23 protein-coding genes and 1 pseudogene are annotated in these 25,437 nt (G+C 64.7%); 10 read left to right on the forward strand and 14 right to left on the reverse strand.

Annotated elements, in window-relative coordinates:
- Positions 1-12: 12 nt before the first annotated feature.
- From CJ177_RS41350 to CJ177_RS49605, 5 genes and pseudogenes are all read left to right on the forward strand, one after another.
- Positions 13-1,623, forward strand: coding sequence for a class I adenylate-forming enzyme family protein (locus tag CJ177_RS41350; protein WP_257014976.1), 1,611 nt, complete (start codon positions 13-15; stop codon positions 1,621-1,623).
- A gap of 2 nt (positions 1,624-1,625) precedes the next feature.
- Positions 1,626-2,852 carry a CaiB/BaiF CoA-transferase family protein gene (locus CJ177_RS41355; RefSeq protein WP_179443410.1) on the forward strand — a complete coding sequence of 409 codons (1,227 nt, stop codon included), beginning with the start codon at positions 1,626-1,628 and terminating at the stop codon, positions 2,850-2,852.
- A 2,005-nt stretch (positions 2,853-4,857) separates the two neighbouring features.
- Positions 4,858-5,691: an enoyl-CoA hydratase/isomerase family protein gene (locus tag CJ177_RS41370; protein WP_095870449.1), complete on the forward strand. Its 834-nt coding sequence runs from the start codon at positions 4,858-4,860 to the stop codon at positions 5,689-5,691.
- A gap of 324 nt (positions 5,692-6,015) precedes the next feature.
- A pseudogene (locus CJ177_RS48820) lies at positions 6,016-6,233 on the forward strand (transposase); the annotation flags it as partial.
- A gap of 25 nt (positions 6,234-6,258) precedes the next feature.
- Positions 6,259-6,621, forward strand: coding sequence for an integrase core domain-containing protein (locus CJ177_RS49605; protein WP_373560078.1), 363 nt, complete (start codon positions 6,259-6,261; stop codon positions 6,619-6,621).
- 683 nt (positions 6,622-7,304) lie between these two features.
- On the opposite strand, the gene CJ177_RS41380 is transcribed toward CJ177_RS49605, so the two are convergent.
- The 5 genes from CJ177_RS41380 to CJ177_RS41395 all read right to left on the reverse strand — a co-directional run bounded on the left by CJ177_RS41380 (position 7,305) and on the right by CJ177_RS41395 (position 11,700).
- Positions 7,305-7,790: a lipocalin-like domain-containing protein gene (locus tag CJ177_RS41380; protein WP_179443411.1), complete on the reverse strand. Its 486-nt coding sequence runs from the start codon at positions 7,788-7,790 to the stop codon at positions 7,305-7,307.
- A gap of 72 nt (positions 7,791-7,862) precedes the next feature.
- A complete protein-coding gene (locus CJ177_RS41385; RefSeq protein ID WP_095870452.1) occupies positions 7,863-9,422 on the reverse strand; it encodes an aldehyde dehydrogenase (NADP(+)) in 1,560 nt (519 codons plus the stop codon).
- Positions 9,419-10,126, reverse strand: a complete 708-nt coding sequence (locus tag CJ177_RS41390) for an isochorismatase family cysteine hydrolase (RefSeq protein ID WP_095870453.1) — start codon at positions 10,124-10,126, stop codon at positions 9,419-9,421. The genes CJ177_RS41385 and CJ177_RS41390 overlap by 4 nt, the downstream gene beginning before the upstream one ends.
- Positions 10,127-10,719: 593 nt before the next feature.
- Positions 10,720-10,851, reverse strand: coding sequence for a hypothetical protein (locus CJ177_RS48825; protein WP_257014934.1), 132 nt, complete (start codon positions 10,849-10,851; stop codon positions 10,720-10,722).
- A gap of 204 nt (positions 10,852-11,055) precedes the next feature.
- Positions 11,056-11,700 (reverse strand): TetR/AcrR family transcriptional regulator, encoded by a 645-nt coding sequence (locus CJ177_RS41395; protein WP_095870454.1) that lies wholly within the window; start codon positions 11,698-11,700, stop codon positions 11,056-11,058.
- Between the two features lie 360 nt (positions 11,701-12,060).
- On the opposite strand from CJ177_RS41395, the gene CJ177_RS41400 reads away from it, so the two are divergent.
- Positions 12,061-13,152, forward strand: a complete 1,092-nt coding sequence (locus CJ177_RS41400) for a Gfo/Idh/MocA family protein (RefSeq protein ID WP_095870455.1) — start codon at positions 12,061-12,063, stop codon at positions 13,150-13,152.
- Positions 13,153-14,037: 885 nt separating this feature from the next.
- On the opposite strand, the gene CJ177_RS41415 is transcribed toward CJ177_RS41400, so the two are convergent.
- Entirely contained in the window at positions 14,038-15,054 is a 1,017-nt protein-coding gene (locus tag CJ177_RS41415) for a penicillin acylase family protein (protein ID WP_257014935.1), read from the reverse strand.
- On the reverse strand, positions 14,958-15,431 hold the full coding sequence (locus tag CJ177_RS48835; RefSeq protein WP_257014936.1) for a phage integrase N-terminal SAM-like domain-containing protein: 474 nt from the start codon (positions 15,429-15,431) through the stop codon (positions 14,958-14,960). The genes CJ177_RS41415 and CJ177_RS48835 overlap by 97 nt, the downstream gene beginning before the upstream one ends.
- Positions 15,432-15,877: 446 nt before the next feature.
- Here CJ177_RS48835 and CJ177_RS47095 point away from each other — a divergent pair, with 446 nt between their 5' ends.
- The gene (locus tag CJ177_RS47095) at positions 15,878-16,240 is read left to right on the forward strand and encodes a hypothetical protein (protein WP_143548794.1); all 363 of its coding nucleotides are present in this window, start codon (positions 15,878-15,880) and stop codon (positions 16,238-16,240) included.
- On the opposite strand, the gene CJ177_RS41420 is transcribed toward CJ177_RS47095, so the two are convergent.
- The 5 genes from CJ177_RS41420 to CJ177_RS41440 all read right to left on the reverse strand — a co-directional run bounded on the left by CJ177_RS41420 (position 16,227) and on the right by CJ177_RS41440 (position 21,095).
- On the reverse strand, positions 16,227-18,080 hold the full coding sequence (locus tag CJ177_RS41420; protein WP_095870685.1) for a zinc-ribbon domain-containing protein: 1,854 nt from the start codon (positions 18,078-18,080) through the stop codon (positions 16,227-16,229). The genes CJ177_RS47095 and CJ177_RS41420 overlap by 14 nt on opposite strands.
- Before the next feature lie 174 nt (positions 18,081-18,254).
- Positions 18,255-18,626, reverse strand: coding sequence for a hypothetical protein (locus CJ177_RS41425; protein WP_095866222.1), 372 nt, complete (start codon positions 18,624-18,626; stop codon positions 18,255-18,257).
- Between the two features lie 80 nt (positions 18,627-18,706).
- Positions 18,707-18,916, reverse strand: a complete 210-nt coding sequence (locus CJ177_RS41430) for a hypothetical protein (RefSeq protein WP_041813653.1) — start codon at positions 18,914-18,916, stop codon at positions 18,707-18,709.
- Positions 18,917-18,927: 11 nt separating this feature from the next.
- A complete protein-coding gene (locus tag CJ177_RS41435) occupies positions 18,928-19,803 on the reverse strand; it encodes a hypothetical protein (protein ID WP_095870686.1) in 876 nt (291 codons plus the stop codon).
- Between the two features lie 227 nt (positions 19,804-20,030).
- Positions 20,031-21,095: a pentapeptide repeat-containing protein gene (locus CJ177_RS41440; RefSeq protein WP_257014937.1), complete on the reverse strand. Its 1,065-nt coding sequence runs from the start codon at positions 21,093-21,095 to the stop codon at positions 20,031-20,033.
- A 280-nt stretch (positions 21,096-21,375) separates the two neighbouring features.
- Here CJ177_RS41440 and CJ177_RS41445 point away from each other — a divergent pair, with 280 nt between their 5' ends.
- Positions 21,376-22,068, forward strand: a complete 693-nt coding sequence (locus CJ177_RS41445) for a class I SAM-dependent methyltransferase (protein WP_095870457.1) — start codon at positions 21,376-21,378, stop codon at positions 22,066-22,068.
- A gap of 269 nt (positions 22,069-22,337) precedes the next feature.
- Positions 22,338-22,472, forward strand: coding sequence for a hypothetical protein (locus tag CJ177_RS48840; protein WP_257014938.1), 135 nt, complete (start codon positions 22,338-22,340; stop codon positions 22,470-22,472).
- A gap of 54 nt (positions 22,473-22,526) precedes the next feature.
- Here the strand turns inward: CJ177_RS48840 and CJ177_RS41455 are convergent, their stop codons facing one another.
- Positions 22,527-22,721, reverse strand: a complete 195-nt coding sequence (locus CJ177_RS41455) for a hypothetical protein (RefSeq protein WP_095870459.1) — start codon at positions 22,719-22,721, stop codon at positions 22,527-22,529.
- Positions 22,722-22,942: 221 nt separating this feature from the next.
- On the reverse strand, positions 22,943-23,824 hold the full coding sequence (locus CJ177_RS41460) for a LysR family transcriptional regulator (RefSeq protein WP_143548795.1): 882 nt from the start codon (positions 23,822-23,824) through the stop codon (positions 22,943-22,945).
- A gap of 139 nt (positions 23,825-23,963) precedes the next feature.
- Here CJ177_RS41460 and CJ177_RS41465 point away from each other — a divergent pair, with 139 nt between their 5' ends.
- The gene (locus tag CJ177_RS41465; RefSeq protein ID WP_095870461.1) at positions 23,964-25,397 is read left to right on the forward strand and encodes a sulfatase-like hydrolase/transferase; all 1,434 of its coding nucleotides are present in this window, start codon (positions 23,964-23,966) and stop codon (positions 25,395-25,397) included.
- The last annotated feature ends 40 nt before the right edge of the window (positions 25,398-25,437 follow it).

Raw genomic sequence — 25,437 nt, forward strand, 5'->3', positions numbered from 1 at the left:
GGCGAGACCGTTATGCGCAGCATTGTGCGCGGCCACCCAAGTCTCGTCTACAAAGATCGACCCAGATCCATCATCGCGGCGCTCACCGAGTCGCGGCGATGGGCCGACCGACCTTTCATCAGGCACGGATCGAAAGTAGTGAGCTTCGCCGAACACGAGCGGATGGTGCGTCAGTTCGCACACTTCCTGCGAGCCACCGGTGTCAGCTCAGGCGACCGCGTCGGAATCTTCGCCGTGAACAGCCCCGAGTGGGTCGCGATGTTCTTCGCGATCCTGGAAGTCGGCGGCATCGTCGTACCCTGCAATGGCTGGTGGTCCGCGGAAGAGATGGCAAACGGATGCCGCACAGTCTCCCCCGTCCTGGTCATCACCGACGAGAAGCGCGCAGACCGCGTGCCCGCCGGCGTCCGACACTTGCTACTCCCCCACGCCAACGACGACCTGCCGTTGGAGCACCTGACGTTGCAGAGTCAGGCAGTGGAGCAGGCCGACGAGAATGCGCCCGCCGTCATCCTCTTCACCGCAGGAACGACCGATTTCCCCAAGGGAGCACTTCTCTCCCACCGAGCCCTGGTCGCCAACCTCCAGAACCTCCTCGTCGTCTCCCGCAAGCTGCCCCACCAGATTCCCGACGACAACCCCCCGAGCGTCGCCCTGGTGGGCCTTCCGTTGTTCCACATCGGCGCCATCCAGCTGATTCTTTTCCCCCTGATGACGGGAAGCGAGATCGTCTTCCTCGACGGCCGATTCGATGCCGGCAATGTGTTGTCCCTGATCGAGTCACACGCCGTCACCATGTTCTCGGGCGTGCCCACCATGATGGAACGTCTGCTGGCACACGAGAACATCGCTCACCACGATCTGACATCGCTCCGCACAGTGGTTCTCGGTGGCTCACCCGTCGACGATGCCCTGCTCGAACGAATTCGTGGCGCCTTCCCCGCCACCAGTCGAGGAGTCGGGCAAACCTACGGACTCACCGAAGCCGGCGGAGTGGTCAGTACCGGCGTTGGATCCGACATCGCACAACACCCGGGCTCCTCCGGACGCCTCGCCCCTGTCGTCGAGATCAAAGTCGAGCAACCCGATGCCTCCGGAAGCGGCGAACTGCTGGTTCGCTCGCCATCCGGGATGGACGGGTACTGGGGAATTGCGGGCGACGACACAGTCGACCACGAGGGCTGGATTCGAACCGGAGATCTCGGTCACGTCGACAGCGAACGATTCCTGTACGTGTCAGGACGGGCGAAGGATGTCATCATCCGGGGCGGCGAGAACGTGGCCGCCGCTCGCGTCGAATCGGTACTTCGCGAGCATCACGCGGTCAGCGAGGTCGCAGTCATCGGACTCCCCGATTCCGACCTCGGGGAAATCGTGGCGGCAGTCATTCAATGCACACCCTCCGACCAGCCGATGGTCGCCGAGCTCGAGCAGTTCGCCGCCCACCGCCTCGCCCACTTCTCCGTCCCGTCACGGTGGTGGATCCGACACGAACCCTTGCCTGTCAATGATTCGGGGAAGATCCTCAAGCGCCAACTCCTTGCCGAATGGTTGGAGGAAGAGGCCGACGAGGCCGCCCTCTCCCCCGCCGTTGCCGAGTCCGGGCCAGCCCCGAGACGGTAATCATGACCGCACTCGATGAACCGCACGCCGCGGAGTTCGAGGATCCCCCCACCCCCAGAGACGGTCCCCTCACCGGAACACGGGTACTGGATCTCTCCCACATCGCTTCCGGCCCGTTCGCCACCATGCTCCTCGCCGACCTCGGCGCCGATGTCATCAAGGTCGAACGGGCAGGGACCGGTGACGGAGCACGCCAGATGGACCGGTCTCTCCAGGACGGTGACAGCGGTTACTACCTCGGACTCAACAAGAACAAGCGGTCGATCGCACTGGACCTCCGGACAACCCAAGGTCGCAACACGGTCCGCGCCCTCGCCCCGAACGCCGACGTGTTCGTCGAGAACTTCCGCCCCGGCGCCGCCGCGCGTATGAGGCTCGGCTACGACGACATCCGCGCGATCCGCCCAGACATCGTGTACTGCTCCATCACCGGTTTCGGGGCGAGTGGCCCACTCCGAGATGCGGTTGCCTACGACATCGTCGGACAAGCGTTCAGCGGGATCATGTCCATCACCGGCGACCCCGATCGTCCGCCGGTCAAGTGCGGGGCCCCGATCGCCGACCTGACTTCGGGTATGTTCGCGACGATCGGCATCCTCGCTGCCCTGCACCATCGGGATCAGACCGGATCAGGTCAACACGTCGGCACCTCCCTACTGGGCGCCTCGGCCGCCCTTCTGGCCTCTTACCTCACCAGTCACGCCATGGGAACACCGTTTCACCGGCTCGGCAGTGCCCACAACACACTCGCCCCGTACCAAGCGTTCACCGGCTCGGACGGCACGAACTTCATCCTCGCCGCGGGAAACGACACCTTCTTCGCCAAAACCACCGAGATCCTGGGCCTCACAACACTTTCACAGGATCCACGCTATGCCACCAACCCTGCCCGCACCCAACACCGGCAAGCCCTCGCCCAGATCCTCCAAACGGAGTTCGCCAAACAGACCGCCGGCCACTGGCTTGCCGCACTCGCAGAAGTCGGTGTCCCCGCCAGCCCGATCAACACCATCGACGATCTCGTCAACGACGAACAGATGCGCGCCAACGACTATGTCACCGACATCGCACACCCGAGGATCGGCACACTGCCGGTCATCAATGCACCCTTGACCTTTTCCGCAACCCCTGTGACAGTGCGCCGGCCCCCACCCCGACTCGACCAGCACCGCACAGAGATACTCGCCATCGCCGCCGGCGAGCGCTCCTGGCTCACCGAGGACAACTGACCTCCGCCGCGGACGTCACGGCCCCGCTTGTACACGACGCATCCAGCCGATCCGGAAACACACACCACACACGCCGCCTCTCTTCTGGAAGACGGCAGCAACCCGTCCACGCGATCAACGGCCGGCGCGCGACGATCGCCCCGCAGAATTGACCGGAATCACTTACCCGCGCAACGCGCCCGCAGCAGGCACCGTGCCGATACGGATCGGCCACACCGTCGGCTCATGGCCAACCCTTGGCGAAAAACTGCGCCCGGTGTCCACCAGTCCAGCTTCTGGCGAGACCGGTCGTTCAGACGCTGCTTGACGCAGCACCTCGATGCCATGCGCGGACAGGTCCGTAAATCCTCGGTCTCAGTGTGGGAATCGGTTTCCGCCGGCGCCGGCGGTGTTGGCCGTCGCTGAGAATGCAGATGATGGCGTCACGGAATTTGCAGACGCAGGTATCGCCGTTCGTCGGCAGGCTGACGGGCTCGTCGGCACGGTGACTGCTGTGCGTCATTATGAACGCCGACGATCGGCACGATGCCGGACGCACCCGGGCACAGCAAGACCGGACGGGACAATTCCGTCAGCCAGTGCGGAGTGGGGACAGCAGACGTCCCTGCGTGTAGATCCCGATCAGGTCCCACGGCGGATCGGGGAACCCGAAGCGGCGACGATCCTCGACCGCGGCCGCCGACAGGACGCACAGCGTGTCCCCTAGCGGACCTGCAGGGCGGGCGTTGCGGACGATCAGCTTCGTCGCAATCGTTCAGCCCAACTCCGCAGGCCGCGCAGCGCGGTTTCCAGGTCCCAGGCCGGCCACTCAGGGGCGAGTGGGTCCGGCTCATCGAAACAGGTCCCGATCCGGCCCACCGCCCTCAGAAGGGCGTTCAGCACCTCCGCCTCCGCCTCCGCTGTCAGGATCGCCCGCGCCGCCTTCGGTAGGACCTGCGATCGATGCCACGTCCGTGCCCGATAGAGCGGCAGTCGACAGAGGTGTCTCGTTATCGTTGCTGACGAGCTCTCGTTTGCTGCTCCTGAACCAGCAGTAGCAACGCATCACGTCCTCGTCTCCGCCGTTGCTCGTGCATCGACAGCCACGAACGATAATCCGGATCGGCCGACACCTCTGCCAGGGCTCGGACTCTGCCTCGATCACTTCCCCTCATCCGCGCTCGATCCGTCACCGGGCTCTCGATGGCGCACCTGTCGATCTCGATCAGGCAATCAACTGTCTTACGCAACGCGGCCGTGCCGGCAGGAACTGCGAACACCTCACGTCCCGACACCATTGGACGATACTTGGGCGCCAGGTGATCTGCGACCATCACCTCGACCTGCTCGACGCCACCAAGGCGAACACATGGTGCACCCACCCTTGGCCGGCATCTGTAACCCATACCTGAGCTGCTCGAGCCGGGCGCGGACTCCACCGAACTTCACAGCACCGGTCTCGATACGCAGAACCAACTTGTCATAGGCGCCGAGGATGAGCGCGCCGACAAGGCTGTGCTGCACCCGCTGGCGGGAATCCAGCCGATCCCCAGGTAGCTCGCCGGGGTACGGATAAATACTTTCCGCCAGGCTCGGGTACGTTACCCGGGGCAGTATTTCACTGACACACGTTTGCCAGCAACGCTTTCCATTCTGTAATTGCGGTCTGCTTCGAGCATGACAGCGTCGTCGATGCCCCCCCCCAGTGTGGTGGGATCTGGATGGAGCGGCCGACGCCCTGGAGTTGGTGGCCACGTTCGGTGAGGGCGGCGCGGTGCTCGAGTTACGGGGCGCCCAACAGGTTTGTCCCCGTCGAGCCAGAGCACGTCGAACGGTAGGAGGTTCACCGGCACCCGCCTGCGCAGGGTGGCGGCTGGATTGAGGTTGTCCATTATGCGTTGGAGGCGGCCGAACGACGGCCGACCAGCGGAAAGGGCCACGATCTCGCCGTCGAGGACGATCCGGCCCCGGCCGCCAACACGGTAGTCGGCGGTAGGATTCTTCATATTAGAGGAGGAAATTCGCCATGCCCGACAACCCGCAGTTCAACATCGACCGCACCTATCCGAGCCGGTGGACGATCACCTTCAGCAACCCGCCGATCAACATGTTTGTTCCCACAACGATCGTCGAATTGGGAGCGCTAATCACTGACCTCGAGGCGGACCCATCCGTGAAGGTCGTAGTGTTCCAGTCGGCGAATCCCGATTTTTTCATCGCCCATCTCGACGTATCCAAAGCAGCTGAACGGCCAGAGGTGTTGGGCCTTTGGCGGGACTTAGTGCTGCGCCTCTCGTCCATGCCAATCGTGAGCATCGCCAAGATTCGCGGCCGCACGCGCGGCATCGGTAACGAGCTCGTGCTGGCCTGCGACATGCGGTTCGCCAGTCGGCAAAACGCCCTGTTCGGCAACCCCGAGGTCGGCGTCGGACTGGTCCCGGGTGGCGGAGCGCTGGAATGGCTCCCGCGCGTGGTCGGCCGCTCGCGCGCACTTGAGATCGTCCTCAGTGGAGACGATTTCGATGCTGACATCGCCGAGCGCTATGGCTGGGTAAACCGCACGCTGGACGATGACAACCTCGACTCTTTTGTCGATGCGCTCGTCCGGCGTCTGGCCTCGTTCGACCGTGAAACGCTAGCCGCGGCGAAGGCCCAGATCAATCGGTTCGGGACGCCGACAGCGACGGAGCTTCAGTCAAGCAACGACATGTTCTTCTCAACCCTGGCCTCGCCAAGTGCGCAGGCGCGTCGTGCCAGGCTCCGCAGTATCGGTTACGGCGTTCCGAGCGACTTCGAATTAAACTTCGGCAAGCACCTGCCTACACTCGGGCGGGCGGACGGCGAGGACTCGGAAACATGAACCGCCTTGGATCGAGTGGAGACCTCGTTCAGGCAACCTCGAGGGCCGAGGCAGTGATGGGGCGCTGTTCACGGTAGCGCGTCTCGCACTCGATCGGCGACAGGTAGTCGATCGACGAATGCAACCGGTCCGCATTTTAATCTCGAGCGGGCGTTCTGGGCGCGGATCGCCGAGGGTCTCACGAGCGAGGAAGCATCGATCGCGTGCGGCGTGTCGGGGCCGGTGGGATCGCGGTGGTTCCGCCACGCTGGTCGGATCCCACCGGTCGCGTTGACCCCGGTGTCGGGGAGGTACCTGTCGTTCACCGAGCGCGCGACGATATGCCCATGGCAGCGCGGAACTAACGAGAACACCAATGGGTTACTGAGACAGTGTTTTCCGAAGGGAACTGACCTGTCCCGATACAATTTCCGTGAACTTCAGGCGGTCGCAGATGCGCTCAACAACCGCCCCCGAAAGATACACGGTTGGAAGACCCCAGCGAAAGCATTTGCCGAACAAGTACACTCGACCTCACGGCACGTGTTGCGACGACCAGTTGAATCCGCCCAATACACGGCGCACGCGATGGAGGCGGTCTTCCACGGGCACGGGCTACGCCGCTCGATGGGCGGCACCGGTCAATGCTCGGACAACGCTGGCGCCGAATCGCTGTGGTCGACGTTCAAACACGAATACTACTATCGACACACCTTCGCCACGAAGGCGGAACTGGTTGCTGCTGTTGACAAGTGGATGAACTTCTATAATAGCCGTCGGCGGCACTCGTCGATCGGGATGCTCAGCCGGACGACTACGAACAATCTCCGTCTGCGGTCGTTACGGATCAAGCCGCTTATTACTTTAAGTCCCTGTCCGCTGTTTTGGGGGAACTCCAGAAGCCGAATGGTGTCAGCAAGCGGGACGATCGCGATGATGCCCAGTGCATAGCCGATCTGTCCTGTCGTGGCCACCAGCCCGGCAGCGGAGGGTGATATCCGGAAGCCCCCGGGCGATCTCGTCGAGGAGCGGCTGGGTGAAATAGATGTTGGAGACGATGATCGCAATCGCGGTGGCGAAAACGGGGATGGTTCCTCGCTTGACGTCCGGGGGTGGCTGCGCTGGTCATGGGGCCCTTATGTGCGTGGAGCACGGATTGCAATGCGGGGGACGCGATTGCATCGACAGGGCGCGACAGCGGCTGTCACGGTGGTTCCGGTACGCCGTGGCGATCCGGCGACAATAAGCAGACCGGCCCCTGTGCTCCCCCGTTGGATGCGCCCTGCCGACGTGCAGGCGTGGCCGCAGCGCCTGCACGCCTACCGAAGCAATGCCTGTTCGCGGCATTGAGCCCCTAGGACAACCTGGCACCGGGCGGCAACGGGAACATCGCCGTCGAGCACGTGCGGCAGAATCGCGCTTTCACGGCTCGACTGACTGGCACCGCTCGATGCTCAGGCGGTCACGCCTACGAGACCGGAACCGCGGATGACCGACAGCGACGCGGCCATGGATGGCGAGCACCGCAGAGGTGTCCGAGGAGGGCCCTGAGCCGGTGGAAGGGACGCCGGGCGCGACCTCGCCCAACCCTGAGGAATGATGTGCAGGGCACACTTCGCGAGGAGAGGCCGCAGTCAGGCCAGCCTGCTCCAGGTGAGTTCGGCTGTGCGTTCCGCACCCCACAGTCGGGTGGGAGCGGCGACGCTGAGTTTGAGGAGCGCGCCTTCGAAACGTACCTTCCGTACCTGGGACCGTCCGATCCAGTTCGGGAAGAGGCTGGTGGTGACGTGGTGTTCGACGGTTACGGGATCGACGACTTCGAACGGCCCGCCGTAGGCGAGGTAGCCTGCCGCCGCCTGGGTAAGTTCATCGGCCGCCGCGTCCTCGAGACGAGCCGACCTCATGGGTGAGCGGTCGCCGCGCCCCAGCTGGGCGGACATGTATCCCTCAGCGGTGTAGACGATCAGGCCGTACGGCGTGGTGCCGAGAGGGTGGATGACCTCCCCTTCAGTGCTCCTGGCGGTGTAGGACACGAGTTGCCATGCGCCGAGCAGCTTCCTGCGCACCTCTTCGCGGGCCTCGCGTCCATTCCGCGCGGCAGCGTGGCCGGTGATGGTCATCGAAGGGACTCCTTTCATTCCACGAGAGCGAACGGGCCCCGTTCGGACGAGTGAACGGGCCCGTGGCAACGATCAGCGCTGGCTGAGTTCACCGTCGACGAGCCGCCACAGGTGCAGCGGGTTCGCCTCGCGCAGTGGCTGCGGCAGGAATTCGTCGGGGAAGTTCTGGTAGGTGACCGGGCGCACGAACCGCTCGACCGCGCCCATCCCTACGGAGGTGAAGCGGCTGTCGGAGGTGGCCGGGAACGGACCACCGTGGGTGGAGGCGTAGGAGACCTCCTGCGGGATCGAAAAGGCGTTGAACACGATGCGGCCGGTGCGGCGCTCCAGGATCGGCAGGAGCTGTTCGGCAGCGGTGCGGTCGGCGGCCTCGGCGTGCATGGTGGCCGAGAGTTGTCCGCGGAAGGCGCGGGCCACCTCGAGCAGCTGATCCGTGCCGGTCAGCCGTACCAGCAGGATGGCGGGACCGAAGACCTCCTCACGGAGGGCAGGTTCGGCCAGCAGCTGCTCACCGGTGGACTGGCCGTCCCATGCGCCGGTCGGGGCCGTGCCCGCGCCGATGCGGGTGGCGCCGTTTTCCATCCGCTGTGCGTTGCGGGTGTAGGAGTCGTGGATGCCGGGGGTGAGCATGGTCCGTGCGGCCACCTTCTCCACCTCGGCCGTCGCTGCGTCACGCAGTTCCGGGAAGCCGGGTCCGTCGACGGCGAGGAGGATGGCGGGCTTCAGGCAGGCCTGCCCGACGTTGTACATCGCGCGCTGGACCAGGCCTCCGCCGATCTCGGCGCCACGGGCCGCCAAGGCGGCAGGCAGTACGAAGGTCGGGTTGACGCTGGTCATCTCAGTGAACACGGGGATGGGGTCGGGCCGCCGCTGAGCCCGGCGGTAGAGGGCCATGCCACCGCCCTCGGAGCCGGTGAAGGTGACCGCCCGGACCAGAGGATGGTCCACCAACGCCTCACCGATCTCGTTGCCGACGCCCCGGACGACGGAGAAAACGCCTTCGTGCAACCCCGCCTCGGCGACGGCCTGCGCGATGACACGGCCCTGGATCTCCGAAGCGCCAGGATGCGCGTTGTGGGCCTTGACGACGACGGGGCAGCCGGCCGCCAGGGCCGAGGCGGTGTCGCCGCCCGCCACCGAGTAGGAGATCGGGAAGTTGCTGGCGCCGAAGATCACCCCGGGGCCCAAGGCCACCTTTTGCAGCCGGTGATCCATGCGCGGCGCGGGCCGGCGGTCCGGCTGGGCGGGGTCGATGGCCGCCTGGAGGAACCGGCCCTGTCGGACGACTACGGCGAACTTGCGGAACACGTCGGCGGTTCGGAGTGCCTCGCCCTCGAACTGCGCGACGGGTAGGCCGGCCTCCAGCGAGGCACGCTCGGCGAGCTCGTCCTTGAGCGCCTCGAGCTTGTCCGCGATCAGGTCCAGGAACGCGGCCCGGTCGGCCAGGTCGGTGTGGCTGTAGCTGTCGAAGGCCTCGCCGGCGAGGCGGAGCGCACGGTCGACCTCGGCGGAGCCGCCGAAGGCGAACTCCGGTTCGATGAGCTCTCCGGTGGCGGGGTTGAACGCCTTCATGGTCCCCGTCGTGGCGCGCACCCGGGCCCCTCCGATCAGCAGTTCTCCGGTCAGTGTCATGCGTGCGCTGCCTTGAATGCGGCGGTGAGCTCGTCCGTGGTGGTGATGGCGTGGGCGTAGGTGGGGCCGTTGAGCTCGTGCGCGGCATGCATCATCTCGGGGAGGAAGGCCGCGGTGGCGTCGCGGACCAGCGTCACGTGGTAGCCGAGTTCCATGGCGTAACGGCCTGTGGACTCGATGCAGGTGTTCGCCAGCAGGCCGACGACCACGACGTGGGTGATGCCGTGCTGCTTGAGCTGGAAGTCCAGGTCAGTGTTGGCGAACCCGCTCTGCCCCCAGTGCTCCTGAACGACGACGTCGCCGGACTGCGGCTGGAAGTCGGTGTGGAACTCCCCACCCCAGGTTCCGCGGGCGAAACTGTGACGCTCCATGACGGCCCGCTGGGTGTGGTTGGGGTGATCCCACGTCTCGTAGTCCCCCGGCTCCCAACGACGGTGCGGAACGAACACCACGCGGACACCAGTCTCACGGGCGGAGGCGACCACAGAGCGCAGGTGGTCCAGCAGGCCCACCTCCTCCGCTATGGGCTCCAGGCGCGGCCAGATCTTGCCGCCCTCGGACAGAAAGTCGTTGTAGGGATCGACCAGCAAAACGGCCGTCTGGCGGCCAGCGGCGATGATGCCGAGTGCGGCGGTGGCGAGCCGATTCCAGGAGGAGGTGCTCGTGGTGTGTGAGTTGTTCTGGTGGTGGTGTGTGCTGTTCATGCCGACAAGACTCGCAATTGCGAGGCGTGTGCGACTGAGGTGATCTACTTGATTTACTACCCGCATTTCCTACGCAGATATCCCCCGGTGGACTAGCGGAGCGGTCAGCCTGGCCCGCACCAGACGGCGAACAGTCGGGGTATACGACCGGGCGGCGCCATGGCTGGTGGTCGTGCGAACTACCCCGCTCCGAGGGAGAAGGCTGACCGGTCACGGGAATCAGGACTGAGTCGCTGGTGAGGCCAGACACGACAGGGTGTCATCCGAAGTGGGAAACTGCCCCGAACTACGGATTTCGGGAATCGATGCTCTCCTCGCGGGCGATCCAGGCGGCAAGCTGCGCGCGGGATCGATGTCCGGTCTTCGTGAGGATGCGGTCTACAGCGTACTGCCGTGCGCCAGGCCGCTTCCCTGCAGGACCGGTATCACGTGCTCGATGAACTCGATGTAACTACCGGGGATCGTGGAGTTGATGACGTTGATGCCGCCGACACCTGCATCACGCCACTGCGCGAGCTTGTCTGCTACTCCGGTGTTCCGACGAGACGCGTCGTGCGGCCGCTAAGTCGGCTTACGTCGGCAACTGTCGCGGGTCATTCCTCGATCGCTTCCTCCACCCACTGCAGCAGGCTCCGGGTGCCTTCGGACTCAATCTTGCCGATTGGGGTGTCGAGGTCGTAGCAACCGAGATCGATCCCGATTCCGCCGGCGGCATGGGCGACCATGGTTCCGATGTCGATATACCGCCTGCGTCAACGCCCATCCGGCTTGTGCGACCGGGGATTCCTGTACCAGGGCCATCCAATCGTCGATCCGTTCGTCGGCGTGACATCACACGGGGTGGTCGAGACGTGCGGTGACGGCGCCGTCATCGGCCCACGCGGTACCGCGGCACGGTGGTACCGCAGTGCCCGGCTCGTGCCTCAAACTCATCGAGCCTGCAATAGTTCCATGATGTGCGCGACCTGCTCGGTGCTCATCGGTGGCGCATCGAGTCTCTCCGCGCCGGGCCGCAATCCCGCGACCATCACTGCCAGGATTCTCCACCAGCCGGTGTCGGTAACGCCGCGTGTCGTTCCGACGACGCCGCGCAGGGACCAGAAGATGAGATCCAGGTCGGCGTCGGTGGCGTCCTCGCGGATCCGGCCGTGCCGCTTGGCTTGCGCCAACAGCTCGAACAGAATCCGTCGATACTCGTCCCTCAAGATCGTTGTCTCGCCGTCGTTCCACATGCGAGACAAACATCCTCGGTTCGACGCGAGGATGGCACCGGTGCCGTAGAGCACCTGTTCCAGACCTTCGCCATCCGGGGCGGAAAGGGCATCATGGGCCAGGGCCACGAAGTCTTCAAGCACTTGTCGAACGAGCGCACTGATCAGCGCATCCTTGGTGGGGAACCGGCGGTAGAGGGTGCCGATCCCGACGCCGGCGACCCGGGCGATCTCGTCGACGCCCCCGTCGAGGCCTCGCGCACTGAACACGGTCGCTGCCGCATCGAGCAGCCGCTGCCGGTTCTCCGCGGCGTCGCGACGCAATACCTTGCCGCCTACCTGATCGCTCACGTCGGACCTCATTCGGATTTGTAGCCGCCAGCGAACCGTCGGCGACCAGCGCGATTTCCGGATGCAGCAGCATGCTCTCCCGATCCTGATCCCGATGCGCGGTCGCGCCTGGTGTGATCGCCGGGATGAGAAGGGCGGCAACAGCACCGAGGCCAACGGCTACACCCAGCGTGATTAATCCGTCCACGTAACCGTTTCCTCAACCTGACTGAGCACACACTAGCAGTGTATGCGGTATATTGCCCAGTCGTACTGATATACGCACACGAAGAAGTGGGCTGCGTGAGCGACACCGACCGGAGGTCCGCTCGGATCCCCGACTGTGGGCTCATCCGCCCTTGAGACCCGGCCAGACGAGTAGAAAGTTGAGTCATGTTGAAGGGCGCACTGATTGGCTGCGGGTACATTTTCCCAAGGCACGTTCGGGCCTGGTCTGAGGTGCCGGATGCAGAACTGGTCGCCCTCTGCGACCTCGACCTGAAGAAGGCGCAGCGGCTGGCCTCGCGGCATGGCATCGCCCACGCTTTCGCCTCGATCGACGAGCTCCTCGAGAAGATGGCGGGCGAACTCGACTTTGTCGACGTGGCCGTCCCACCGGAGGCTCACCGCATGGTGGTCGAGAAAGCGGTCTCGCATGGCATCAACGTCCTGTGCCAGAAGCCCATGGCACACACGCTCGAGGACTCGTTGGCAATCACACGGGTTACTGAACTCGCCTCGCTCACGGGTGCGGTCAACGAGATGTGGAAGTGGCTCCCGGCCTACGCTCACGCGGGGGCGATGATTGCGGCCGGCGACCTCGGGCATATCGAGCGCGTCAGGTTCACTGCCGAGTGCAACCTCCTCTTGCCTCGACGAGGTGAGTTCGCGTTCCCAGGGGTGGCGGACGAGGACCCCGACGTCTACGAAGAACTCTTCCGGCGTTACCAGCCCATGCCGAGGATGATTCTTCTCGACTATGGGCCGCACATTCTCGACGTGTTGCGGTTCTGGTTCGGTGAGCCCACCGCCCTGCGGGCCAGCGTGGCTCGAACCCACCCAGGGGTTGCGGGTGATGACGCAGTGAACGTGACCCTGCGCTATCCGGGTTTCGATGCGGAGATGGCCATTGACATCTCCCGACCGGGACCTGAGGTCCGCGACAACCTGGACGCCGAGGCCGTGGCGGTCCGCGGAAGCAAGGGCCTGCTGACTGTCATGGCAGGCAAGTGGCTGGAGTGGCACCCGACAGACGGCGAGAGGGTGCGTATCAGTTTCCCCCAAGAGCCCCGCGTCGAGGCCTTCAGAAACAGCCACCAAGACTTCGTGAGCAGTCTGCAGGAGGGAAGATCTCCTCAATCATCGATGAGGGACAGTCTCAGGACGCAGAGCTTGGTATTTGCCGCCTACGAAAGCGCCCGCCGGGACGGCACCTGGCTGTCCCAGCCGAGCGAGTTCGCCTCACACCACCCGTGCGTGGAGTAGCAGCAGCACCGCCGGTGCCGCCGCGCTCACCCAATACCCGACCGGCGGCGGATCCGACCCGAACGAGGTGAACGAGCCGTGCGGGATACACCCGAGGTCGCGGAACATCGAAGTAGTGCTGCCACAAGATCACCGCCGGCACATAGGAAAAGAACCCCGCCAGCAGACCCGCGATGATGCCCAGCGAAATCCGCAAACCCTTCCCCGCCCCTGCGGGTGTCGCCTCGTCCACACCGTCCATCATCGGACGTGCCGATTACGATTCACCCGGGACGTGTCATCTTCCCAGTTCAAAGCGCTCTCCGAGGCCGCGGTTCTTGCCGTCCATCCACGCGATCACATCGAACACAGGCCCAGCGCACCGAGCCAATCACCATAGGCCCGCGCCGGCGCGGCCAGCCGAGAGCCTCCGACAGACCCGGGGCGATTCAATTCGCGTCGGTCGGTGGGGCGGGATCGGGCGACTTCCTCGGCGCGGGTCCTCGCTGACGCACGCAGGGGCATGTTCAGGGCGGCGGTACATGTGTTTGTCCGGCCGACGTGTCAGGTGAGCTGTCGGATGCGGGGAAGTATGCGAGTTGTTCGAAGAGGGCCGGCCATCCCCGGCGAAGCCAGGTCGGCCGGCCGTGGTCGAGGTGGACACCGTCGATGAGGAGGGGGATGCGGTCCTGCTGCGCGGGTACCCCCCAAGCTCACGGGTCTGGCGTAGTTCGCTGTCAGCCAGCGTGCTCCGGTGGAAACTTACCGATCAGCGCGACCCCAACCTCTTGGTTGACGGTGACAACTTCCGGCTGAATTAACGGTTTTGGCAAACCATTCGGGGCGGACGGCGGTGCAGAACGGCCATATGTGACCGGGTGGGGTCTCGGTCATGACCTCAACGCCTCATCTCGAAGTACTCGGCATTTCGGAGAGCACTGTCCGACCGTTTCCAAGCACCACTCGTTTGACTGCGTTTGACAGTACGTCTGTTGGGTGGAATCTCACCTGTTTGGTCTCTCCCCTCGAGCACATCTCGGTTTGGTCCGAGTGGTATGGGGAGGAGGGGTCCTCCGATTGCGAGTACGCGAGGATCGATTCGGCGACAGGACCATCGGCTGTAAATGCGACCCAAAGCTGATAGCCCGTTCCGTAGGTTACGTTGGGGTATCCACGGCCGGGAACGAACCCGTCTTTCGCATCGATCAGGTTGTACTGCCCGGTTTCGTCTGGCCCGCCCGGTATGGGATGACGTTTGCCCGCCCGCGTGAAGTACTGAACCTCACCGACGGAGACATCCAGAGGCAATCCATCGAGGTCGGCGACCGCGCGTCGGAGAGCCTCGACCACCCCGATGCCAGCGTGTCGGTTGATCCGGCTAGGCGTGTCCAGGGGGTCGGCGGGGTCAAACTGGTCCGTAAAGAACACAACGCTGGGGGTTGGATCGGCACCGACGAAGTGTTCGTAGAACCGGCGCCACAGGATCGCGCCACGACTGGCCACGTGTTCAGACGAATCCCATTCACGAAGGATCTGGACAGCGGATGCCAAGACGGGATCGTCGGCGCATGCCTCACAGACGTCGTTCCTCCATAGCACCGCCGACCAGACACGGTTGTGCGTGGTGGCTACGCGAAGATCATCAAGAGTGACTTTGCCGCAAGCATCGCGGATAAGGCCAGTTACCATGTCCAGTCCATTTCGGGTGCGCAGCGATCGAGGCGTACGTTCCGGTCCAACGATGGCCGCGTAGCCCTCGAGACGCGCGATCGCGTGGTTTGTCCAGTGAGTGTCGTTCTCGTTAGCCAGGTAGTCGCGCCGCGCCATCATGGGCAAATGCGTGACTCCCAGGATGCCTTGTACCGGCGCATCCTCATCGGAATTCCACTCGTCGGCAGATGCGGCTCCATCGAGAACGACCACGCGCGCACGACCATGCCGCGCACCGCGGTGAGCACACCGTTGATCCGCGACGGGCACCGCACCGCACCGGCGCCGGGACCCGCCACAACGACGACACCACCAACGGTGCTGCCATCTGTCGATGGAGCATGGGCGAGCCATGTCATGAACAACGCGAATTGCTCGACTCCGCTCTGCCAGGACCGACCAGTCCGGGCGCACCAGCGCAGGAACAGCGCGACCGAATGTGCATACGCCTTTGTCGTGGATTCGGCCGCGTCGCGGCCGAATCGCAGATGTCGCAGAAACTCGTCCGCGACACCCACCACCTGCAGATCTTCGTCCAGCACCGTCCAATACCGCTGCCCGGACGGCAACATCACCGGAAACCCTCGCATGGACCCTCGCTTTCGCCTCGACAGTCACAAAACGACTACCAGCCACGAGCACCACACCCCCGGAGACCCGCCGCACCACGCGCCCAATCCCTCCGGAAGGGCGACGTCCCGCAACAGGACCGAGAACCCTGGAGAACTCCCCCGCATCCGGCAGCTGACCTGACACTACGGCCGGACAAAACGCGTGTACGACGCCCTGAACATGCCCCTGCGCGCGTCAGCGAGGGCTCGCCGTGAGGAATTCGCCGATTCCGCCCCACCGACCGACGCGCATATCTGACCGAACGTATGCGGCAACCTGGGGTGATGACACGTCGCCGGTGGGTGCACGCGTGCTATCGAAAAGGGTTGGTCTACTCAGACCCTAGGGTGACTACTTCAGCTTGACCCGTCGGCGCACACTCGTGATGTCAGATCGCGCTCGCACGCCCAGTGGGGATACACCGATGATCGATAACGTCACGACTTACAACACAGATTCACCCCAGAGCGCTGACCGGAACAGCAAGGCGCGCTTCGCCTTCGTTGGGTTTGCAGCTCTGGCGATCGCCCTCGGGGCTAGCGTCGCCACCGCCGCCGCTCGACCAGCGCCAATACTTCCGGGTGACGCTTCCGATCAGCCGAGCGGAGGCGAAGGCGACGCGGTTCTCCGTACGTACGGTCGCGGAAACTCCGGTATCGCGGGTCAGGACGCGGACTGCAACATCAGGCTTGACGAAATCAACGGCACAAAAGACTTAAAGGCCCAGACCGATCTTGCCAACGCTGCAAACCAAGCAGGCTGCAAGATCTTCATCACTCACGAATAGTGGCTCGACGAAGTCGTAGTCCTCGCAGCCAGTCGTGGATGTCCTCCATGACCTTGCGGGGGCGCGGCACGGTCGAGTGCACCCGCACTTCCCGGTAGCGGGGATGGTCGATCGCCAGCGACGGCAAATCGTCTTCCCGTAGCCGCACCACCACACACCCGGCCGCGAGCAGATCCCGGCTCTTTCGCTGATCGATGAGCACCTTCGCGTCCGCGGAATGCCAGTAGGCGCCGTCGTACTCGATCACGACGGTGAGCCCCTCGTGGTCGACGCTGATGTCCGTCGTCCAGGACTTGCGAGTGGTGTACGCGTCGTCGGTCATGGTGATTCCGGAGCGGGCATTGCCGAACACCTCCACCGCGGCCGCATGGTGCTCGAGTTCGACACGCGATTTGCCGGCTTGTCGGCAGTCCGGGCACTCCGCCCCATTCGACCGCCTGGTCAGCGGCGCGCGCCACACGTGGGCGGGGTCGGTGGCGCAGACCCATTCCGGAACGAACGCCAGCGACGCATGCGGGCGAACGTGCCAGGCCGTGACCGCGTTGGTGGGACTCCATTCCGCGGCCAGTCCCGGATCGTGCCAGGCCAGGGAGCCGAGGATGGTGCGGCAGGCCGGGCAACGCAGCCTGCTGCCGCCGTCGCGGGCCCGCACCGACTCCTGCCACTCGTGCCCGCAACAGTCTGCCCGCCACCACATCTCGCGCTGCGAGTTCCACACCACGTTGTGCGGGGTGTATTTGCCGTTACGGGTCGGATGCCACTGGGTGGCGATTTCGGGTAGCAGGTCAGCGAGCCACTTCTTCGCCGTCGCCGACCCACGACAATGCGGACACCCCGAGGTGAGGAAAAGCAGGGTTCTGATGCGGGGATGGTGACCGTTCGGGCACCGGAACCGACGCAGCTTCCCACTTTCGTCGACCATCACCTCGCGGGGGTCGTCATCATCGGCCCATGCCGCTGCCAGCTCCGGAACATCGGCCACCGGGGTGATCTTCCACCGCGTTCTCTCGACTTGCCACTCCTCGCTCCGGCGGGCGGAACAGGCCCGGCATGACGGACGGCTGGTCATGACGTTGACCTTCTCCTCGAACCGCAGCCCGCACTCCGGGCATCGCCAGTGGCAGGAGCGAGTGGCCAGGACCGTCACCGTGTCGAAGGCGGTGGCCTCGTTGTGGTCGTGGTCCCACCAATCCAGTGCCGGGGACTGCGATTCCGACAACAGTTCCCGACCGGGTCGGGGGCTGCTGGGGTCGGAGGCGCGGGTATTGCGTGCACAGGTGCAGCCCGAGCTGAAGTCGGCCATCTGTGCAGCGGTGATCCGGTGGCATTTGCGGCAGCGGGCGAGTACCGGGTCATTGTTGTCGTGGACCTCACCGATCGGGTCGACGAGGTCGTAGCCGTACTTGGCGAGGTGGCCGGCGATCCGTTCGTGCGGCCACCATCGCTGTTCGAGGAATTCGCGCACCTCCGGCTGCGGATGTGCTTGAAGGATCTGCTCCGGTGAATGGTGCCGCAGTAGCTCGAGCATTGTGCGGTCGAACTCCATCCACGGGTGTGAGCGGGTTCTGTTCGCCCGCTTCGTCCAGTGGCACGCCCGGCAGGTCGGTGTCCTCGAGGCGTTTTTTCCGATGACATAGTCGAGTCGGTAATGGGCGCGCACACCGCAGGTCCGGCACGTCGTCAACCGCCAGGCGGTCGGCGTGGTGAACGGCTCCGCTGGTTCGAGGCCACCCGTGCGCAGGATTCCGTCGATGCAGTCGGTGCACCACGCGGGTTTGCTTCGGGACACGAAGGCGGCCGGCTGACCGCACCCCGTGGTTGCACAGTCCTGGGTCTTCATCGTCGCTGCCACCCTGTCCGCGCACGGCCCCGACCCCGCCCGCACCGTCCTGCCGCGCTCGAAGTAGTCGCGTCACCGGAATATTAGCGGGACTGACCTGCGGACATCGCATGTCCCCCAGGGGCCATGACGGGAACTACGCGAAGCGGTCTGGGCGACCGCTCCGGGACGGAATCAGGTCGATGCCGCGCGGAGAATGGAAGCAGGCGTCTCGGGGTCGGAGAATGCCTCGTCCACCATGCGCAGTGCGGGGACGACGACCGTGGCCTCGATATGGTCGATGTGTTCGCACGTCCACCCGGTAATTCCCTCCGGACCCTCGGATTCCGGTCCGAAGAAGCGGTCGATACCTGCATCGCTGTAGCCCCAGTCGATGAGATCGTTCCGCGTGCACCATCGGTCGCGCGGCTCGGTGACAGTGATCAGATAGGTGGTGGTACCGCCGACCACGTTCCCGTTCTCGTCGAACGCGCCGCCGCTATTGCTGGCGGTGAGTCCAGGGGCCTTGTCGCGGATTTCGTCCTCGGTCGCCGGCCGTTGATACACGTACCACTCGCCTTTCTAGCGTTATCGCAATTTGTGGCTATAGTCGGATCACTGAAGTTGCACAGGATGAGCCGGAGGCGTCACCCCTTCTCGGGGTTGGTGTCTCCGGTTTCTTCTTTCGCGCGGAGCTCCGCGCCCAGTCGTAGTTTCAGCTCGCGGCGGGCACGCTGCTTCGGTGTCTCCTCCGGCTCGGGTTCATCGTCGACCGGCCGGAACGTCGCCCGTCCCAGCTTGATGTCCGGATGGACCACCAGCTCGGGGCGGCCCTTGTCGTCGGTGAACAGTCCCATCCTCATTCCCCTCATTCCTCGGTGATGTCCCGCAACTGCACGATCATCCGCCGGCCGATACTGCCGTCAGGGCGACGGTATCGCCCCTCCCCCGCCGAGACCACCTCAAACCGCATCCCTCGCGGCAGCAGGTGCGCGGTGTCGTCGACCGTATCCGAGCGTCCCAGATACATACCCCGGCCGGTTTCGATCTCGAACACCACATCCCGATCGCCCAGCGTTCCATCGAGTTCGTGAGCGGCATGGGTGGCCATCGTGTGCCGGTCGAAATCCAGGCGGGATCCGGGATGCAGGGTCGCGGGCAGGTTGACCGCCTGCTGCGGCACCGCGTGCGGGAGGGTCACCGCGCAGTAGAGGATGTGGCCGCGGTCGTTGAACCGTTCGGCGGTCTGGATGGCCCGGTCCACCCGCTGGACCTGGGAACGCATCTTCTCGTCGAGTTGCTGCGCGTCACCGCGAGCCGCGGACAGCGCCTCGCCGACGGTCTTCCACCGGTCCGGGTCGCTGACCAGGTCCTGCACGCCGGTGTAGCCGACCTTCGGCAACTGCGACTGCGCCTTGTGCTTGTTCACCGACCGCACCTTGCGTTGGCGTGAACTCGGAGGCTGGCGAATCGAATCCGGGATCGGCAGCTCCCGGCGTTTACGCTCGGACACCTCGGGGACGGTCGCGCGCGGGAAGGCGCGCTCGAGGTCCTTGCGGGCCCGGGTGAACTCCGCGTCCTCGACCATCCGGTCCAGCTGCCGAGCACCGTCGCGCTCCTGGGCGCGGTCGTCGTAGGTGGCGGCCGACCGATAGCCGGCGGGCTTGGCCGCCGGAGTGGTGCTGGTGCCGGCCTCCGGATCCAGACGGGTCGGCGGCGCATCCGGGCTCACGTTGTACGCCACCAGATCCCCTCCCGCTGCGTCGAACACACCCCCAGATATGACGAAGCGTGGCAGGCATTAATGTCCCAATTGACGGCCTGCCACGCTCGGACCCGACCGCAAGGCGGGTCTACCGCGGGAGAAGCATTCCGGTGACCAAACCAGTAACTCGCTCCCACGCGTGCTGTCGGCGTTTCCGCCGAACGCACACCAGCATAGCGAAACACGCTGAGGTGATGATTCGTTCCTTACGGGGACGACGGCGCCGGAGCTGGAGCAACGTGGGCGGTCAAGGAGGCCCTATGATGGCCCCCCTTCCTAAGGTGATCCATATTCGCGGTCAGAGGATCGAAGCCGCTCGGCCACTGAGTTTCGTCGTCATATTTCGCATCGGCGAGAATCGTGCCAGTGAGGTTTGCGCCCCTCAGATCAGCGGCACAGAGATCTGCGCCCTGCAGATCGGCCCCGTCGAGCCGGGCGCCGGACAGATCCGCGTTGTACAGGTCCGCCCGGGCGAGATAGGCACTACGCAGGTCCACGTTGAATAGAAACGAGCCGAACAGATCGGCACCACGAAGATCGAGTTCAAGACCGCGGTCGGACCAAGCGCCCTTCACTGGCGGTTTCACTGCGGGGTCGGGGGGAGTCGAATCTTCCGTTCCCAGGTGAAGACGGAACTGCGAGATAATCGCCTCATTCACGATCTTCTCGGACTTGCGCGTCTCGATGTCGGTCACCTGGTGGGTGTTCTGACGCAGGTACGCACATAGCGTGTCCACGATGGTCTCGCACTCCGCCCGGGTGTTCAGCACTGAACTGACCGTCTTTTCCACTTCTTCGCGTCGTTCGTGGTGGTGGAGCCAGTCGTCAGCGAGTCCGACGAAGGCATACACGCCAGCGACACGGATTGCGAAATGGGTTTTGTCCGCGAGTTGTTTTGCCGCGCTGTCGAACCGGCTCCACAGTTCTTTCTCGGCATCTTCGAGGCGATTCCTCCTGGCTATCACGTTCTGCGCAATTACCGTGCGAGCCGCGCCAGCCGAGGCGATTGAAGCCGCGACTACCGCGCCCAGAGGGGTCATCACACCACTGAACCGCTGCGCCACCCACTCCATGAAGATTCCGGCAACGACCAGCGCTATCAGTGCCAGCGCCGCCACGAACGCACTACCGACAGAGATCCCGAACCACACTTTCAGTCCGGTCGTCGGGGGTCGCTTCGGTACGCCCGATCGTGTACGCCAAAGAGACCATCCAGATAGCAGCACCGCGCCGCCTGCGGCGAGAGCCAGCGCCCATTCGACTTTTGTCACCTCCGTAGTATTCCGGCCCCGCACGGTGATTCGACGGGCCCCCGTCGAATTCAGTCCCTGCCGACGTCGAAGTTTCGGGCCAACAGAAGCGAGGGACGTGCTGTTTCCGCAGTTCACGCCATTCTTTCCCCGCGCCCAGGCGCCAAAGACAGGGGCGACCTTCCCGACCACGCCGCGGCACATCGCGGCAGACGAATCGACCGAGTCCCTGGAATCGGCGCCGTTTACGATCGGTGATGGCGGGGGAACGCCATCACGCGAACACCGAGGGGGAACATGCATGTCTGCGGTTGAGGTCACGCAGGCGGAGAATGCCGGCGCCGCCCCGTACAGTCGGGCGCTGCTGTCGGTGTACGACACCGTCGTACTGCGGTGGAGCAACACCCTCGCCTGGCGCTGCCCCAGCGAACGCCTGCTCGCGCACTACAACTCCCACCTCGGTGGCCGGCACCTCGACATCGGCCCCGGAACCGGCTGGTACCTCCGCCGCGCCACCTACCCGACCCCGAACCCGAACGTGGTGCTGCTCGACCTCAACCCGAACACCCTGCAGATGACCACCGCCCGTCTCGCCGACCGCGGCATCACCGCGGCCGCGCACACCGGAAGCATCCTCGCCCCACTACCCGCGGACATCGGTGTGTTCGACTCCGTGGCCGCGAACTTCGTGCTGCACTGCGTGCCCGGTACCTTGGCGGAGAAGGGCCGCGCGTTCGGGCACATCGCCCAGGTCATGGCCGACGACGGGGTGTTCTTCGGCTCGACCATCCTCGACACCGGTGTGCACCACACCCGTCTCAGCCGCGCTCTGAACAGCCTCTACAACGGGCCGATCACGCTGTTCCACAATCGCGGCGACGATCTCGAGGGTCTGCACACGGCTCTGGCCGCGGCGTTCGAGGAGGTCGAGATCACCGTCGTCGGCACCGTCGCGGTCTTCGCCGCACGCCTCCCTCGGCGCCTGGGCAGCTGATACGGCGCGCGGGAACGCCTGGCCGAACACGTTAGGCCCGCGGCAATACACCACCCCGCTGCGCCTGATCCCGATACTGCCGGCCGACCGAGAGGAACCCCAGTGCTGACACCCGAACCCGACGACCAGAAGATCTCAGTCTGAACGCCCTGCGGCAGAGGAGAACCGACGACCTACTCTCCGGGCACATACCGCTGACGTCGCTGCTGTACCGCCGCCGCGACCGGATCGCCGCCAACCTACTCGTCTCCGACGTCCTCACCACGTACATGAGCGGATCCGGGATCGGGCCGGCCGGGGTGATGGTCATGCTCGGCATCGCCGACAACGCCCGGGTCCGCGACCTGACCGACGAGCAACGCGGGCAGATCACCGACGCGATCGCCGCGACGAGCGGACGCTAACCCACGCGAGGGGACGTGTCATCTCCGCAGTTCAGATGACATTTCTCGTCCTGGTCAGGACTCGCCCGGAACCAACCGCTCGAGGCGGGCATGGAAGGGGAAACGACCGGGAACGTCCTCGCGCACCGACTCGATCACCGCGTCCTCGCCGTCGATACTCACGATGACGAACTCCGAGGTGGCGTCGGTATGCACCTTGTCGCGGTCACCCACATTCAAAAGCGTGCGGGTTCCCGGATTCTCAGTCATAGGGCATGAGTAACCCGTCCGGGTTCGGTGTGCAAGCCACCGATATTGGTCGGCTTCGATCGATCGCGCTCCCACTGCCGCATCGGGGCGTCGTAGCGCTTTGCCGAATAGCCGATCCCCATTCGGTCAGCTCGGTGGGCAGTCGATGGCAGTACGGGGTCCTCGTCAATCCCCAATCCATGACAGGAAGGGGACGGTGCCGTTGGCGGCGGCCACCCATTTCAGTCGAGTGCCGCGGCCGCACCGGCGACGTCCATGAAGGCGCGGGTCGAAGGTGGGTGCGGCCCGTTGCGGAACACCAGGTAGATGGGGCGCTCCAGTCGAGGCTCGATCGGCCTGAGCACACATTGGCCGACCATTGCCGCCGCCATCGGCGTCCACCACAGCGCGTATCCCGCACCCGCGGTCACCAGCGGAAGAAGCCCATCGATGCTGCTCATTTCGATGCAGGTGCGAGGGCGAGTGGACCTTGTTTGGAGCACCTGCTCGAACCACCGCCGGGCTGTCGACTTCTCGCGGGGCATCGTGATCAGGTCCATGGTTGCGAGCACGTCGATATCTACTGCTTCCCCGCTCTTTTCGGAGCCTGGTGGTAGTAGCGCAGCAACTTGCTGTGTTCCCACCCGACTGCGGGATAACCCGCTGGCGGCGCTCTCCGACACGGTTAGCCCAAGGTTGAATTGTCCGGTCCGCACCCCCTCGGCTATCACGCGGTCGTCAGCGTCGGCGACCACACGGATTGCGACCTCGGGATAGGCCGCCCGGAATTGCGCGAGGACGTCGGTCAGCCATCCTGCGTGCACGGCCGGGACCGTGCCGATGTGCAGGTGACCCCCTGCGAGGCCGAGAGCATCACGCGTGCATTCGAGGGCGACTTCGAAGTCCCTGGCTGTTTGCCGGGCTGGTTCGATCAGTGCCCGCCCGGCGGGGGTCGGAATCAGCCCGGTGGGCGTGCGCTCGAACAGCGCACCTCCGACTTCCTTCTCGAGTCCGCGGATCGCGACGGAGACGGTCGGTTGGGAGACGTGCAGATAGCTCGCGGCGCGGCTGACGTTCTCGTGCTGCACCACGGCGAGGAAGTACTCGAGTTGACGCTTGTCCACAGAAATCTCCAAATAGTTAGAAACTATGGTGACAATAGAAATTCATCATTAGATCTTATTCCCTGGTCTTTGTAACGTGGACCACACACCGGCGCCAGTGGTTTGCAGACCACACCCACGTACTGCCAGAGGAATCTCAATGACACCCAATGTCCTGATCGTGATGTCGGACCAGCATGTGCCCGCTGTCTGCGGGGCGTACGGAAACCGGCTGGTCCGCACCCCGAACTTGGACCGGTTGGCATCGCGCGGCACGACCTTCGACGCCGGCTACTGCAATTCGCCGATCTGCGTGCCCTCGCGTGCCGCGATGGCCACCGGTCGCTATGTGCATCAGACCGGCAATCATGACAACGCCTCGCCCTATACCGGCGCCGAGGCGCCGAGTTGGGGACACCGGGCCCAATCAGCAGGGATCACCGCAACGACGATCGGAAAGTTGCACTACCGCGCGGTCGGCGACGACACCGGCTTCCGTGACCAGCGAGTCCCCTTGCACGTTCGAGGTGGAACCGGTGACCTCTTTCACGCACTCCGGGACCGGCAGCCTCCTGCGCTGCAACTCCGGGAGGCGGTGCTCGACGTTCGCGCCGACGAGTCCGACTACAGCAGATTCGATCACACCGTCGCCGAGGAGGCGGTGCACTGGCTGCACACGGCCGCCACGCGTGACGACCCCTGGTTGTGCAAGGTCTCCTTCGTCACCCCGCATTACCCGTTCACCGTCCCTCAGGAGTTCCTCGATCTGTACTCCCCGGAGTCGGTGCCCACACCGGTGCGCTCTCACCCGGCGGAGTGGGAACGGCACCCCGCGGTGGACATCTACCGGAATCTGTGCGGGCTCGACACTCCGCTCACAGACGAGCAAACCCGGACCGCCGTGCAGGCGTACTACGGCCTGGTCAGCTTCATGGACGCCCAGGTCGGCATCGTCCTTGACGCACTCGAAGAGAGCGGACAACTCGACAACACCCTCGTGCTGTACGTTTCCGACCACGGTGAGCTCTTGGGAACCGACGGTCTGTGGTTCAAGGGCACGATGGGCGAGATGTCGGTGCGGATCCCGGTGATTCTGGCAGGCCCGGGTGTGTCCGCCGGAACACGGTGCGCCACCCCCGTCTCACTGGTGGACGTCTACCCCACCGTTGTCGATGCCCTGAACCTGCCCGCAGCCGACAGCGATGCCACATTGCCGGGCCGATCCCTCATTGCAACAGCCACCGACGCCACCGCAACCGACAGGGTGGTCTTCTCCGAATTCCATTCGGCCAACTCCCATACCGGCCTGTTCATGATTCGACGTGGCCAGTGGAAATACATCTACTGCGTCGGGTTCGCCGAGCAACTGTTCGACCTCGCCGCTGATCCGCGCGAGTTCGTCGACCTCGCGACCGACCCGCAGCACGCTTCTGTTCTCGCGCGGTGCCGAGAAGCGCTGTACGAGATCTGTGACCCCGTCGCCGTCGACGAGACCATCCGCCAGTCCCAGCGCCGACGTGTCGAAGACTACGGCGGCCTCGACAAGGTTCTCGAAAAACCGCTGATGGCGTACTCCCCGACCAGCGGAAGCTGACCTCGCCACCGGCCGACCACTACATCCCTCACCGAAGGCA

It is taken from the genome of Rhodococcus sp. ACPA1 (assembly GCF_002300195.1).
Classification (GTDB): Bacteria; Actinomycetota; Actinomycetes; order Mycobacteriales; family Mycobacteriaceae; genus Rhodococcus_F; species Rhodococcus_F opacus.